We start from the raw sequence: 15,307 nt of genomic DNA on the forward strand, positions 1-15,307 counted from the left end.
TGGTATTCACGATGCATTACTTAAGGCTCAAAAAGATGGCGTAGGATTTAATGAATTTAAAAAGGGTTTAAAAGCTACTTTAAGTGATAAAGACTGGTACGGACAAAAAGACATTGTAAATCCACTCACAGGCGAAGTAAGAGTAATAAATATAAACTCAACAAGACTTAAAACAATCTATACAACAAATATGCAAAGATCTTATAATCTAAGCCGTGCAAAAGTGATGATGAACTACACTTATAAAACATATTGGCTTTACAAATCAGCAAAGCTTAGCACAAGTAGAAGTAGTCATTCTAAAATGAATAATGTTGCAATCCATAAAGATGATGCTTGGTGGCTGATAAATTACCCACCAAACGACTATAATTGCAAATGTTATGTAATACCAATCAGTGAAAAAGAAGCAAGAAAATATAAAATAATGATAAATCCACCAAATATAGCATACGAGCAATTTGCGTATGATAAAAGGATTGGTGTAAGTAATAATGTAAACCTTGAGCTAAGCTCTAGTCTTGATAAATTACCAAAAAATCCAAGCTATGAAAATCTTAGCGATGAAGAGGCTTTAAATAAAGTTTATGAAAGATTTAATGCTAAAAAAGGAGAATTATTAGTTGATAAGATAGGCGATGTAATAAGACTTGATGATATATTTTTTATGGATAAAAAGAAAAATGCTCCAAAAATCAAAAAAAGAAATCGTCATTTATACATTGATTATTTCCCAAAGCTAATAAATGACCCTGATGAGATTAGACTAAGTCAAGAATTAGACCCTAGATTTGATAAGTCAGTCATCAAAAAAACATATATAAAATGGTTTTATGATGATAATATAAAAAAGCTTTAGTAATGGTAGTAAATCAAAAAGGCGATGTGATAAATAATAAAACTATGTTTTTAAGTGAGAATGAAGAATATTTCAAAGAATTAAACATAGGTAAAGTGATTTATAAAAAAAGATAGAGATGGCTTAGTTATTTAAGAAGTTGAGCCCCGAGTTTTCACTTGGTTACGCCAAGCTATTATGTGCCATCTATACAGGTTGCCTAAATAACATTAACTATCTTTTTTTATAACTACTAGCGGCTCAGTAATGAGATAAAGAGGACTCGCCGCATTTGTCTTTGGTCTCATACTTGATAGTAGTTATTGTGATATTTTAGTGGATTTTGCATTACTTGTCAAATTTATAAGAAGTAAGAACGGAGGGTTGAGTGTTTCATAGCCAATGACCCGTCACCCCATAACGATGATACCACAAACACATAACATTTCTTGTATGGCATTTTAATTCATTTAAACTTATTTGTCAAATCAAATTTTAGCAATAAGCTTAGCCTTCATTTGTGTAAATTTATTATCTAAACTTACCATTAAAAGTTCTTTAAATTATCTTTAAGATGATTTTTTAAAAGGTCTTTTGTTTTTTCTTTTATCTCACTTACTGAGATTGTGTTAAAATCTTCGTATATTGTCATAAAACAAATTCATAACATAATGAATTAGCTACAGAAATCCATGCATGCTTAGTAGAGATACTGTTGTAATTGATACAGAAGAATAAAACACACTTATTCAACCAATCTAAGTCCTTTAGACGCAATTAAATACTTTGATGATAAATTACCTAAAGATTATGATTTAGATAAACTTCGCTTTAGTGCATATAATCGCACATTCTTAATAAGTGGGATAAATGAAATTGAAACACTTAAAAGAATGCATAGCATACTTAAAAAAGCTTATTTAAATGGCACAAGCTTTAAAGATTGTGTAGAAGAGCTTAAAAACGCTAGTGGCTTACATAAAAATCATTTAAGAGTTGTTTTTAATCAAAACCTAAGACAAGTATATAGCTTTGCAAGATATGAAAAACAACTAATTAGCGATAAGCCTTACTTAAGATATGTGGCAATTATGGATAATAGAGTAAGAGATAGTCATAAAGCCTTTCACGGGCTTATTTTACCTAAGGAGCATTCTTTTTGGCGTAACAATTACCCGCCTAATGGCTGGGGTTGTAGGTGTAAAACACAGGTTTTAAGCCTTGATGAAGCTAAAGCACTTGGCTATAAAGAAAACGAAAAAGATAAAAGAAGCTCATTAAATGCTGCTGTGCGTGGATTTGATAATAACCCTATTGAGCCTAATAATGCTTTATTTAAAGTATTAGAAGAAAAGGTAAAAAGTGTAGATGAAACTATAAGAAAACAAGCTCGTAGGATTATGAATAATGCTTATTCTGATTATATGAAAAGAGAGAATTTATATAAAAAAATAAAGACTTCTTATGATGAATATAAGCCTAAATATGAAGCTTTTGTAAAGCAAAAGATGAAGCAAATGGGTATCACAAAACTAGATGATAAGACAAGTAAAAAGATAAATGACGCTTTTAGGGAAAAAATAAGCAAAATCACTAAAAATTTAAAAGACAGAGAACATGCCTTTATAGAAGTAGCTAAATTAAATGGAGCTAGTGTATTTATAGATAAATACCAAATAGCAACACATTTAAAACATAAAGATATTATACCATTAGACTATACGCTAATAGAAAGAATTATTAAAGAGGGTAGTATAGACGAAAAAGAAAGCAAAACAAGGGGTAAAACTATCATTCATAGTATTTTAGGTAGGAGATATAAACTTGTTTTAAGACCTGATAAAGATAGGTATTTAGTAGATAGTCTGATATTTAATAGTTCAGATTAATGGTCGGGCGAGGTAAAGCTAACTAACGCAAGGTTGATTAGACCTTTTAAAGCTTTAACAAATCCCCTACTTTTGTTACAAGCCCTCTTTCTAATTGTGTTAATCACGCACAAAGTTAAGGGCATTATAAATAAACAATATTAAGGAGAACTTAATGGAGATGAAATTTGGCTTAGGGCTAAAGTTAGCCTTAGGTGGATTTGATAAGCTAAAAACACAGCAAGAAAGATTAGAAAAACTTGGCAAATTGCAAAGTTAAGCACCGATAAGATGGACAAGCTAACAAAAAGCATAAATAAGCTTAATAATTTAGATATAAAAGCAGGTCTTGCAAAAAAGCATTAATAACAATTTTGGTAATAATAGGTTTTTATTTTTCTATTTAAATTTTATTAGAATTGGGCTTATAATAAAAAATTACGATAAGTTTTTTATTTTTGTTTTTAAGTTTCAAACCGTGTTGTGGTAGAATTAGGTTTGCAATACATTTAGTAGGCGATGCTGTAGATTTTGTAATTAGTTTCAAACCGTATTGTGGTAGAATTAGGTTTGCAATCTCATTATCTCATCTAGTGCTTTTTGCATTTGTTGTTTCAAACCGTGTTGTGATAGAATTAGGTTTGCAATTTGATAAAAAAACAGCCACTACGCATATTTTATTAGTGTTTCAAACCGTGTTGTGATAGAATTAGGTTTGCAATCTATCGGACTTGTAATAAGTGCTATTGCTGGAATGTTTCAAACCGTGTTGTGATAGAATTAGGTTTGCAATAGCAAGGAAAACTTGCTTATATATCAAGTATTTGAGAGTTTTTAAAAAGTAGTGATTTTTCCACTTTTAAAATTCTTTCAAATTTTAGCACTTTAGTGGAAAAATTAAACCTGTGTTTAGTTTGTATCACTAAAATTAAAAAGCAAATCTAATTCTATCACAACGAGCGTTTGAAATCATAATTAGGTAGAAATACCGAAAAGTTAGTAAAAAATCAAGCTCTAGCATCTTTGCTTTTGCAAAGCTCTGTAACCTTGATAGGGAGAGATGGTGCTCTCCCATTTTCATATATTATCTAAAATATTATTTGTTGCTTTTGTATATTATATATTTTTAAACCACTTGTGGTAGATTGTAAATAATTTAATACTTAACAATTATTATTTTAATTTATATTTATATTATCCTTATATAATATAAATAAATTATATAAAGGAGTAATGATGTATGATAAACAAATTCTTTCTTTAAATCTTGATGCAGGTGCTAAATATTATGGATTTTATGGGGTTGGTATAGGTGCAAAGGGGCTTTTTAATCCTGTTACAGGAGAACTAAATAAGTCACTTTCTTCAACTTTTGTAGTAGATAAAATAAATTTTAAAGTTGATGAAAGAACTACTAAAAGACACACAAGAAGAAACCATAATAGAAAATATTTTGTAGTAAGAGCCTTTAAAGAGTTAGCTTCATATATATTTAACGAAGATTTTAAAACTTTAGATGAGTATATCCAAATTCGTATTTTAGAATTATTTTATGGGCTTTTTAAACATCGTGGGTTTAACTATGTAAATACTCCAAATATAGATAACATAAATGAAGAAAATCAAGAAAAATTAATCGAAACTATCTTTATCGGTGCTAAAAATAAAAAAGATATAGATGATGTTATAAATAGTCAAATAGACAAAGCTTTAGATGATAAAGATTATGATATTTTACAAGATTTAAAAGAGCAAAAAAGGTTAGTTGTAAAAGCAAATTTGCAAAAACAAGAAGATGGTTTTGATAGCAAACAATTGCAAAACTATATAGACTCGGTTATAAAAGAGCTTGAAAATACCAATAATAAGCACAGAAAAAGATATCAAAATGATATAAAGGATTTATTAAATCGTTTTGAGAATATTCAAGGCAATGTTGATAAACTAAATTTGAAAAACATTAAAAAAGAATTCAAAACAGGATTTTCAGAAATTAAAAATCTTTATGATTTTTTAAATATTTCTAAAGATGAGCTTTATAATATCATTTGCAATCTTTCAAATCTTCAAACTAGAGTGTTTAGGCAGTATTTTAATGGTAAATCAAACGCTATTTATGATGATAAAAAGTTATATAAAGCGATAAAAGATAATATAAATTATATCCCATATAAAAGTGATGATGAGTTAAAAAACAAAAAATATATGTTAGAGCTTTTAGGCGAAAAATATCAAAATGGCAAAGCTTTCGATTTTTTAAAAACTTGTGATCCTACAAGAAGTATCACCCCTTATGAGAGTTTAGTTAATAAGCAAGGTCAAATTTGCAATGCCTTAATGCTGAAAAAAGAAGCTTTAGAACAAAATAATCTAGAAAATATATTTGAAACCATTTTAAATGATGAGATTTTTAGTGGTCTAAAAAGCGATAAAGAACAAAAAATAGAGATTTTAACACAAAGGTATTTGGATATTTCTAAAGAATATTTACCAAAGGGTAGTTTGCTATATCCAAGGTATTTGCACTTAGGAAAAACTGCTTTAAAACAATTAAAAGATGAATTAAATGATAATGAAATATCAATTTTAAGTATGATAAAAAATGGATTTAAACAACTTGGCTTAAATGATAAAAATTATGAAATTTTGCAAAAATTCGCAAAAGAATACTATAAAGAAATAGAACTTGCTAAAAATGGTATCATTTTAAACGATAAGCTATCTGTTTGTACTTGCAAAACTCCACATAAAACAAATATGATTTTACAAGATTTAAATGCGTTGTTGGGGTATGAATTTTTTAAAGATAAAAATAGTGTTGAAGATTTTAAAGACCATATAAAAAAGCAAAAAATTGAAAAAGATTTAGTAGAAATCAATAAAATTTATCAATCAAATTCAAATAGCTTTTGGTATAAAGCAGAAAAAACTTTAAGCAAAGAAAAGATATTGTTAAGTAATGATGAATTTAGTAAAGTTCAAAAGTATGATGAGATTTTTCAAAAAATCATTAAATATTTTGAGTTAGTAAATGAACTTTATACAAGGCTTCAAACATACGAAATTTATGGAAAATTTAATTTTATTCTACAAATTTATAATACTTTATTGAAGCCTAGAAGTGGTTTTGCAAATTATTGTAAAGAGCATTCAAAAGAAGTTATGTTTAGGCTAAATGGCTCTAAAGTAGCGATTTGCCAAACGCTTAGCAAAAACTCAGCTAGAGAGTTTAATGGTGGGGTTGAAAAATTACTTGATATAGTATCTTATAATATAGTTGAGTATTTATCTAGTAAGGGCATTGATTTTTCTAAATTTGATGAAATTCATATAAATACAGAGCAAAATAAGTTTTTGTTTGAACAAGAGTTAAAAGATATGGTAAAAACAAGTAGAAATTCGGATAGTACAAATAAAAACGATGAAAAGCTTGTATGTGCTTATGAAGGAGTTGAATTTATCAAAGAACAAGGAGAGTATGACCATATAATCCCTAGAAGTTCATCTCGTGGTGAGTTTAACCAGGAAGCAAACTTGATTTTAGTAAGCAGCAATGGAAACCAAAAGAAAAAAGATAATTATAAAAAGCTTGATGATTTAAGTGATGAGTACTTAAAAGGTATTTATGAAGAGATAAATTTAATAATCACTCCTAAAGATGATAAAAAAAGCAAAAAAGTAGAAACTACAAAAAAAGACCTAATAAATGAAAGTAATTTCAAAAAATTTATAAAAAACAATATGCCAAAAATGAGCGAGTATAGGAGCTATCATTCACTAAGTAGATTAGAGCAAATCGCATTTAGACATGCGTTATTTTTAGATGGTGTGAGTAGTTATCAAGATGTGTTTGATAAAGCGTTAGAATTATTGAAAATGTCAAAAGTATCAAGCCTTGTAAATGGCGTGCAAAAGCGTTTTGTAAATCTTTTGCATAAAAAAATTAAAAGAAAAATTATAGAAAAGAATTTAAAAAACATTTTAAATAGCGATGAATTTTTAGATTTTTTACAAAAGATAAAAAAATTTACAAAAACAAGCAATCATTTTCCTAAAAACAAAAGAGAATTTATACTCAACATTATATGCAATGATGAGTATCTAAACGAACTTTTTACAAGACCAAGAAAATGGAGTAAAAACTCTAAAAACCATGAATTTATAAGTGAAGATGTAAGAAATAGTCTTATTGATCTATATGATTACATAAAAAATACTTATTTAAAAATAGGTTTTGAAACAAATAGTATTAGCTCAAAAACAATCAGCGACACTAGAAAAGCATTTACTACTAAATTAATAAACGAAAATCAAAAAGAGCAGTTTGTAAAGCTTAATAAACTTAAAACTCAAGATGAGCTAAGCCATACTATTGATGCTAGTTTGGTGTTTTATCATACATACAAAAAATATGATTTTTTAAGTGATGTGTTTAATGATGATTGTGAAATAATAAGACTTAATTCTAAATCATATGAAGAATTAAAGCCCAAAAATCAAGAAAGCAGAGTTGGACTATTTAAAGAAAGCATATATTCTTTAAGTTTTGATGAAATTTATACCACTAAAAACGAAACCGAATTAGATTTTTTAAGTAGTATTGATATAAGTGATATTAAAAACTATAAGTTTAATCAGCATTCAAAAAATCTAATTGATTTGTCAAAAGATATCACAAGCGTAGTTTTTGCAAAAGTCAAAGGTAAAAAATACTATATTTATAAAGATACGAATGGCAAATTTAAGTATGTAGAAAATGATAAAAAAGTAGATGAGACTAAGCAAATTTTTATAGATACTAATTTAATGCTTGATATTTATTTTGCAAAATTTAAAGCAAAAAATACAGACTTTTTTAAAAATAAAACTTTAGAAAAAGTATTTAAGCAATTATCAGCTTATGGCAGGGAAGAGATAGATAAATTGTTTTTTGATGGTGTTAGGTTTAAAGAGTTTAAAGAAAATGATTTGCCTAATAAAACTTATCAATTTTATGAGACACTTAAAGATAAAGTAAATGAAAATCAAGAATATTTTATCATAAGACAAAATCCAGATGAAATATTATCTGATAGCATTAAAACTCAAATGTTACTTGTTAGTGTTTTAAAAAATAAAAAGCGTGATATTTTTAATGATTTAAGAGAAGAAAACTTAGAAAAATCACTTAAGTTTTTATATCTTAATAAAACGGATAGCGAAGAAGATATTTTAAATATTATAAAACAAAAATTTTATTCTAAATATGATGATTTATATAATATTTTTAAACTTAGCGAAAAAGAGTTTGATAAAGTTACTAAAGCTGTAGAACTAAAAAGATTTTATATTGTAAATAAAGATAAAAATTTAGATGAAATTAAAAAAGAATTTGCAGTGAAGTATCATAGTAAAGTGAGTTTAAATAAAGACAAATTGTTTAAAACTTATAATGAATTTTTTAATGTTAAAGGTAGGAAACTTAGAGATTTTAAAAAAATGATTTATTCTTTAAAGGTTAAAAATTCATCAAATATGATAATTCGTAGAAATGGTGGCTTTGAGGGTATGTGGACTAATTCATCTAGTGGAGTAAAAGCCTTGCCATATACAAACACAAAGACAAATTCTGTTATATCAGTTCCGTTTTTTAACTTGAATGTTTTACCAAAAGACTTAAAAGATATTTTAGTGGTTATTGATTTTCTTAACAATCACAAACAATTTAAAGCTGGTTTTGCAAAGTATAGGATTTGTGATATAAAAGAAATTAAAAACATAGATGTTATACCTTTTAAAAGTATAGAAATTTTATATCAAGAGAAAACACGCTCAAATATTGTTTTAGAGATTAATAAAATTAATGCAAATATTTTTTTAAAAACAATAAATTGCGATGAAATTAATTTTGATAATATTAATTCCACAAATAAATTAAATTTAATTGTAGATAACAAAATCAACTATGACTTTTTTTATTTGTGTAAAAATATTTTATTTAATAAATCTTTTGGTTTTGGTGGAATTGCTGAAAATGGTAAGAAAAAATCAGAACTTTTTAAATATGAAATTATAAAACACAAAGAAGAGTTAGAAAATTTTGACACTAAAACATATAGAAAAAGAGATGTTTTGGAAAATAGTGAAAATGTGTTAAAAATATCGTTTATCACAAATGGAAATTTTTCAAGCAATGTAAAAAATATAAAAAATATTTACAAAGGTTTAGAGTGCTAAAACATCTCGTAGTGAATTCTTACGGGGTGTATTTGGGGCTAAAATCGGCTAGATTAGTAGTTAAAAAAGATGGAGAGTTAATCAAAGAATATCCACTTAAAAACCTAAAAACCATAAGTATAAAATCTCGTGGTGTAGGACTAAGTAGTGACTTAGCCTATGCTTGTGGAGTGCGTGGGGTTAAGATATTTTTTAATGATTTTAAATCTCATTTAGCTTTACACACTTTACACGAGCATAAAAGCGTAAATGTGATAAAACATCAGATTTTAAGCGAACAAAACGGCAAAGATCTAGCCTTAGCAAAAGAGCTAATCATAGGTAAAATCAAAAACCAACGCTCCACGATTTTATACTTTTCAAGGTATTTGCAAGATGATTTGCTAAAACAAAAAACCACCGAGCAATTAAAAACATTTATTAACGAGCTAAAAACTTATAAAATGACAAAAGATAGCATTTTTGGCATTGAAGGAAGTGCGGCAAAAGTTTATTTTGATTATCTTAGACAAACAAGGCTTTTAGGAGATGAGTTTGTAAATCGCATGGGCAGATATGCAGATGATAATGTAAATAAAGCCCTAAATTACGGCTACGCAATACTTTTAAACATAATTTATAAAAGCGTGATAAACGCAGGGTTAAACCCATATTTTGGAGTGCTTCATAGCTTAAGAAGTGCTAAGCCATCGTTAGTTTTGGACATTATGGAAGAGTATAGAAGTTTTTTAGTTGATAGAAATATCATCAAGCTAAGGCATCAGCTAAAGGGCGATTTTAATGAGTGTAAAAAGCTAATTTCAAATGAGATTTTTAACTCACTTGCTAAAAAGTTGCCATATAATCACTCTAAACTAAGTCTTGAAAGCATCATACAAAGACAAGTTTATAAGCTTAGTGGGTTTTTGTGCGGTGCGAATAATTATCATTCTTATGTGTTTAGGTGGTGAGCGTGTATATTGTAAGCTACGATATAGAAGATAACAAATCACGAACAAAACTTTTTGAAGAGCTAAAGGATTTAGGACTTTTAAATATCCAAAAATCAGTCTTTTATGGAGAGCTTAGCAAAAGCGAGATAAAGGTGGTAAAAGAGCTTTTTAAAAAGCTTTGTGATGATGGGGATAAGGCGTTTTTGTGTAGGTGTGAGATAGATTTAGACGATACGCACGGTTATAAAAAGGCCGATTTAGAGCAACTTAGTTTTGATAGTATTTAGTAAATTTCGTATGTTTAGCTTAGATATGTTTAAGCTTAAATGTTGTTTGTTTATAAAATTTTATTGCTTAGTATAAATTTCGTATGTTTGAGTAAAACGATGAAAAAAAATAAAGAATTTAAAATAGTGATTAGGGAAAATGAGTAAATCTCATATTTATTGTTTGCTGTTATAATTTGTTTTGTTATGCATACAAATTGGCGTAAGGAAATCAATGATAGTTGTAAAAAACTTAAATAAATTTTACAATAATAATAAAATTTTAAACAATATATCCTTTAAAATAAATGATGGTAAAATCTGTGCAATTTTAGGCAAAAGTGGCTCAGGAAAATCTACATTACTATCTTGTATAAATGGCTTAGAAAAATTTCAAAGTGGTGAAATTTATATAGATAATCAATTAATCAATACTTTAGATGAAAAAGCACTAAGAATAGCTAGAAAAAATATAGGTATGATATTTCAAAATTATATTTTAATATCAAGAAAAAATGTTTATGATAATATTGCTTTACCTATGCAGTGTTGGGGATATGATAAAAATATAATTGATTTAAAAGTAAAATCACTTGCAAAACTAGTAGGGCTTTTTGATAAACTTTATGTAAAACCTAATGAATTAAGTGGTGGGCAAAAACAAAGAGTAGCAATAGCAAGGGCTTTATCGTTAGAGCCTAAGTATTTATTATGTGATGAATGTACATCAGCACTTGATGAAGGCACTACTGAATCAATATTAAAACTATTAAAAGAATTAAATGAAAAACTAAATATAACAATAATTATAGTAACTCACGAAATGAATGTGGTAAGGGCAATTTGTGATGAAATTTATTATATAAAAAATGGCGAGATATCTAATCTATTTAGTGCCAGTGAATTTTTCTTAAATGATGATTTTAGGCTTAATAAATCAGGTTTAGAGTTTAGTTTATATATAAAAAATTATGAAAAGTATACGCAAATATTTTATGATTTATCAAAAATTTTAAATAATCCTTATGAAATTATAAGTACTAATTATCATCATTTTAATAATACTTCTACTATGCAAATTAATATTTCAATAAATGAGATTGATAAAAATACTTTTTTAGATTTATTAAAAAGTCTAGATATTACTTATAAACAAAAGGATGATAATGTTTGGTGATACAAGATTATTTGAATATATGAATATATTAATTATTCCATCAATTTTAGTAACTTTAAAAATGATATTTTTTTCATTTGTTTTTTCAGTTTTTTTTGGATTTTTACTTGGAATTTTAATGTTTATCACTAAACCAGATGGTTTAAAGCCCAATAAAATTATATTTTTCTTAGCAGAAAAATTTACTGATTTAATAAGATCATTTCCCACCCTTATTTTAATGGTGGCAATTACTCCTATAACAAAATTTTTTATAGGCACTTCAATTGGTGTAAATGCAGCTATTTTTACAATTACATTAGCGTGTACTCCTTTTGCAGCTAGAATGACTTTAAATTCGTTTAATACCATTGATAAGGATTTAATAAAAGTAGCAAAATCTTTTGGTGCTACAAATTTACAAATTATTTTTAAGGTTTTATTAGTTGAATCCTTACCGACTTTAATTTCTAACTACACAATAATGCTTGTAAATATGCTAAATATGAGTGCTATGGCAGGAGCTATTGGTGCTGGTGGTTTAGGAGCAGTTGCACTTGCTTATGGTTATCAACAATATGATGAGATGATAATGTATTTTATAGTTTTTATTTTGATAATTATAGTTTTTTTAATAGAAAAAATAAGCAAAATTATTTATTACAAACTTAAATAAGGAGAAAAAATGAGAATATTTAAAGGTATTTTGTTGCTTTTGGCATTTTTGCTAATAGCTTGTTCAAATGAAGATAAAAAAGTCATAAAAGTCGGTGGAACTGTGATTTCAAAAGTAACTTATGATGCTATTAAGCCTGTTTTTGAAAGTAAAGGCTATAAAAGTGAATTTATTTTACTTGATGCAAATCCAGTTTGCCTTGAGGCTTGTAATAGTGAAGAAGTTGATATTTCATTAGGTCAGCATAAAAAATTTATAGAAAATTATAATACTAGTAAGGGTGGAGATTTAGTGATGGTTAAGCCTTATGGTTATTATACGGGTATAGGGCTTTATTCTTTAAAATATAAAAATATTGAAGAAATTCCACAAAATGCAAGAATTGCAATAATGAACGATGCTATGAATATGCAAATTGCACTTAGAATTTTAGAAAATATAGGGCTTATAAAATTAAATGAAAATGTAAAAAATCCTACAATTATTGATATTGTACAAAATCCTAAAAATATACAAATAATAGATTTAGACCAAGCCCAAACAGTAAAAGCATTGGATGAATTAGATGCTGCTTGCGTATTTTTTACTCATATGAGTAATGCTAAAAAAGACCCAAAAAGTTATTTAGCAAGAGATAATGAAATGATAAATGTTCCTATGGGTGTTATTGTAAAAGCAAAAAATGAAAATGCAAAATGGGCAATTGATTTTGCAAATAGTTTTAAAGATAAAGGTGTGCAAGATAAGATAAATGCTGCTTTTCCTGGAGTTTTTGAGTTTTATAAGGACTAATATGAATTATATTGATATTGTTAATACACTTTATTCTTCACTAATTTTAAAGTATAAAATTATAGGAATTAAATTAATTAATTCAAAAGAAGAATATGAAAAAATTGATTTTAAAGAGCCATCAAAGGCTCTTAATTATTGTGCTATGGTAAGAATGGCTGCTATGGGAACTGCTTATAAGGCAAAAGAAGCTGATTTTAAGTGCAAAAGTGCTCCTAGAGTATTAGGTATAAATCCATCTGATACATTGAATGATAAAGGACAAAGATGGGCTAGTTGGGGGCTTTATAAAGACGATAAAACAGCTTTTAATGTTCGTTCAAAATTAAACTACTTTAAAGAGCAAAATTATGGAGTTGTTATAGCTCCTATTGAAAATTATTTAAATTTACCTGATGTTATAATTTTTATTTGCAATCCTTATAATGCTATGCGTATTTTTCAAGGATATACATATAGCTATGGAATTTGTGATAATCTTGAAGTTATAGGAAATCAAGCAATTTGTTATGAAAGTACTACTAGAATTTTACAAAATAAAAATATAAGCATATCATTTTTATGCACAGGCACAAGACACAAGGCTGGTTGGGGTGATGATGATATGTCAATAGGGATTAATAAAAAATGTTTAGAAGGTATAGCTAGAGGTATTTTAAATACCATAAATCCAATGGAGCACGATAAAAAGAAAAAAATTATAGAAGAGAATTTAAAATTAAATAAGATAGATTATAAAATAGAATATTCGTGTAATTACTACAAAAAAGCTTAGATTGGAATTTCATGGAACTTTTGAAAGCGAGTTTGATTAGGCAGTTTGTGTTTTGTCCTAGGATATTTTATTTTTATAATTTTTGCGATATTACACCAAAATATCCTAAGCATGTAGATTTTGGCAATGATTTTCATAAAAAGCAAGATGAGCTTTTCAAAAGTCGCACATTTGCTAAACTTGGGCTAAGCGAATATAAAGCCTATAAAAATCAATATTTAGAAGATGAAGAATTGTGCGGGGTTTGTGATATGCTCTTTGTTGGGGTTGATGAGGTGGTGGTGCTTGAGTTTAAACAAAGTGATAATCTAAATCTTAGTAACGGGGCGAAAATGCAACTACTAGCATACGCAAAAATGGCTAGTAAAACTTATGCTAAGCCTTGCAAAAGAGTGATTTTATGTTCATTAAATCATCTAAAACATAAGGTTTTTAATATTTTTCCGAATGATTTTGCTAGGCTTAAAAGAGTTGTAAAAGATATGAAAAATCTTTTAGATAATGGAATTTTTCCAAATAGTAGCGCTAGTCTTAATGCTTGTAATCAATGTGAATTTTTTAACTATTGTGATGATAGGGAGTAAATTTAGTATGTTTGTGTTAAAGTTTATCGGGGTGGCTAAGCCAGTTGCCCGATATTTTACTAACTTTTCGGTATTTCTACCTACTTATGATTTCAAACGCTCGTTGTGATAGAATTAGGTTTGCAATTTTGAGTGAAATATAGAGTCTTTAGGTATGATTACATGTTTCAAACCGTGTTGTGATAGAATTAGATTTGCTTTTTAATTTTAGTGATACAAACTAAACATAGGTTTAATTTTTCCACTAAAGTACTAAAATTTGAAAGAATTTTAAAAGTGGAAAAATCACTATTTTTTAAAAACTCTCAAATACTTGATATATAAGCAAGTTTTCCTTGCTATTGCAAACCTAATTCTATCACAACACGGTTTGAAACAGATTTTTGTGTGGCTCAAAAACTTTACAATATTTGATTGCAAACCTAATTCTATCACAACACGGTTTGAAACAGAGCTTGAATATCGTGGATATGATAGTGCTGGTATGATTGCAAACCTAATTCTATCACAACACGGTTTGAAACTAAAGGAACTAAAAAACGGCTCATTGTAAATCTTCTAATTGCAAACCTAATTCTATCACAACACGGTTTGAAACTCAAAATCTCCATTCTGATATGGCGCTGGTAAATGATTGCAAACCTAATTCTATCACAACACGGTTTGAAACTTAATCTAATAGCTCTATCATTGCCTGTTCCTGATTGCAAACCTAATTCTACCACAACACGGTTTGAAACTTTTAGGGGTAGGGCATTTCAGCCCTACAACTCAAATTGCAAACCTAATTCTATCACAACATGGTTTGAAACATGAAACTTTAAATATTGTAAAGTTCGGTTAAAACTAATTGCAAACCTAATTCTATCACAACATGGTTTGAAACAAAGACAGCCTAAACGAGCAAAAAAACGAAATTAAATTGCAAACCTAATTCTATCACAACACGGTTTGAAACAAAGACAGCCTAAACGAGCAAAAAAACGAAATTAAATTGCAAACCTAATTTTATCACAACACGGTTTGAAACTGTCTAATTAATAAATAATTTCATCATTAAGCTTTATTGCAAACCTAATTCTGTTGTAAGAATGCTAGAAATTAATAATATAACATAATAATACAAAACAAATACGATTAAGTAAAAAAATATAAAGTGGAAAAACTAGTAGTGAGTTTAAATTATTTAAATATTTTAAAATAT

Annotated in this window: 10 protein-coding genes and 2 CRISPR repeat arrays; all 10 genes read left to right on the forward strand. The window is 27.3% G+C overall.

Annotation, left to right across the window (positions count from 1 at the left end; genetic code table 11):
- Positions 1 to 859 (forward strand): phage head morphogenesis protein (locus AVBRAN12642_RS08650; RefSeq protein WP_336607402.1); only part of this gene is annotated, 859 nt, incomplete at its 5' end.
- Positions 860 to 1,731: 872 nt separating this feature from the next.
- A complete protein-coding gene (locus AVBRAN12642_RS08655) occupies positions 1,732 to 2,727 on the forward strand; it encodes a phage head morphogenesis protein (RefSeq protein WP_336607401.1) in 996 nt (331 codons plus the stop codon).
- Positions 2,728 to 3,173: 446 nt separating this feature from the next.
- Positions 3,174 to 3,499: direct repeats of the CRISPR family, unit length 38 nt; unit sequence TGTTTCAAACCGTGTTGTGATAGAATTAGGTTTGCAAT.
- Positions 3,500 to 3,942: 443 nt separating this feature from the next.
- Positions 3,943 to 8,922 (forward strand): hypothetical protein, encoded by a 4,980-nt coding sequence (locus AVBRAN12642_RS08660; RefSeq protein ID WP_336608231.1) that lies wholly within the window; start codon positions 3,943 to 3,945, stop codon positions 8,920 to 8,922.
- 11 nt (positions 8,923 to 8,933) lie between these two features.
- Positions 8,934 to 9,872: a CRISPR-associated endonuclease Cas1 gene (gene cas1 / locus AVBRAN12642_RS08665; protein ID WP_336608233.1), complete on the forward strand. Its 939-nt coding sequence runs from the start codon at positions 8,934 to 8,936 to the stop codon at positions 9,870 to 9,872.
- Between the two features lie 2 nt (positions 9,873 to 9,874).
- Positions 9,875 to 10,141: a CRISPR-associated endonuclease Cas2 gene (gene cas2, locus AVBRAN12642_RS08670; RefSeq protein WP_336607398.1), complete on the forward strand. Its 267-nt coding sequence runs from the start codon at positions 9,875 to 9,877 to the stop codon at positions 10,139 to 10,141.
- A 214-nt stretch (positions 10,142 to 10,355) separates the two neighbouring features.
- On the forward strand, positions 10,356 to 11,297 hold the full coding sequence (locus tag AVBRAN12642_RS08675) for a methionine ABC transporter ATP-binding protein (RefSeq protein ID WP_336607397.1): 942 nt from the start codon (positions 10,356 to 10,358) through the stop codon (positions 11,295 to 11,297).
- Positions 11,287 to 11,952 (forward strand): ABC transporter permease subunit, encoded by a 666-nt coding sequence (locus tag AVBRAN12642_RS08680; protein WP_336607396.1) that lies wholly within the window; start codon positions 11,287 to 11,289, stop codon positions 11,950 to 11,952. The genes AVBRAN12642_RS08675 and AVBRAN12642_RS08680 overlap by 11 nt, the downstream gene beginning before the upstream one ends.
- 9 nt (positions 11,953 to 11,961) lie before the next feature.
- Positions 11,962 to 12,744, forward strand: coding sequence for a MetQ/NlpA family ABC transporter substrate-binding protein (locus AVBRAN12642_RS08685; protein ID WP_336608232.1), 783 nt, complete (start codon positions 11,962 to 11,964; stop codon positions 12,742 to 12,744).
- A 1-nt stretch (position 12,745) separates the two neighbouring features.
- The gene (locus tag AVBRAN12642_RS08690) at positions 12,746 to 13,519 is read left to right on the forward strand and encodes a DUF169 domain-containing protein (protein WP_336607345.1); all 774 of its coding nucleotides are present in this window, start codon (positions 12,746 to 12,748) and stop codon (positions 13,517 to 13,519) included.
- An 11-nt stretch (positions 13,520 to 13,530) separates the two neighbouring features.
- Complete coding sequence (gene cas4 / locus AVBRAN12642_RS08695; RefSeq protein ID WP_336607344.1) at positions 13,531 to 14,103, forward strand: CRISPR-associated protein Cas4; 573 nt, start codon at positions 13,531 to 13,533, stop codon at positions 14,101 to 14,103.
- 340 nt (positions 14,104 to 14,443) lie between these two features.
- Positions 14,444 to 15,134: direct repeats of the CRISPR family, unit length 38 nt; unit sequence ATTGCAAACCTAATTCTATCACAACACGGTTTGAAACT.
- Positions 15,135 to 15,307 lie beyond the last annotated feature (173 nt).

It is taken from the genome of Campylobacter sp. RM12642 (assembly GCF_020137635.1).
GTDB lineage: Bacteria > Campylobacterota > Campylobacteria > Campylobacterales > Campylobacteraceae > Campylobacter_E.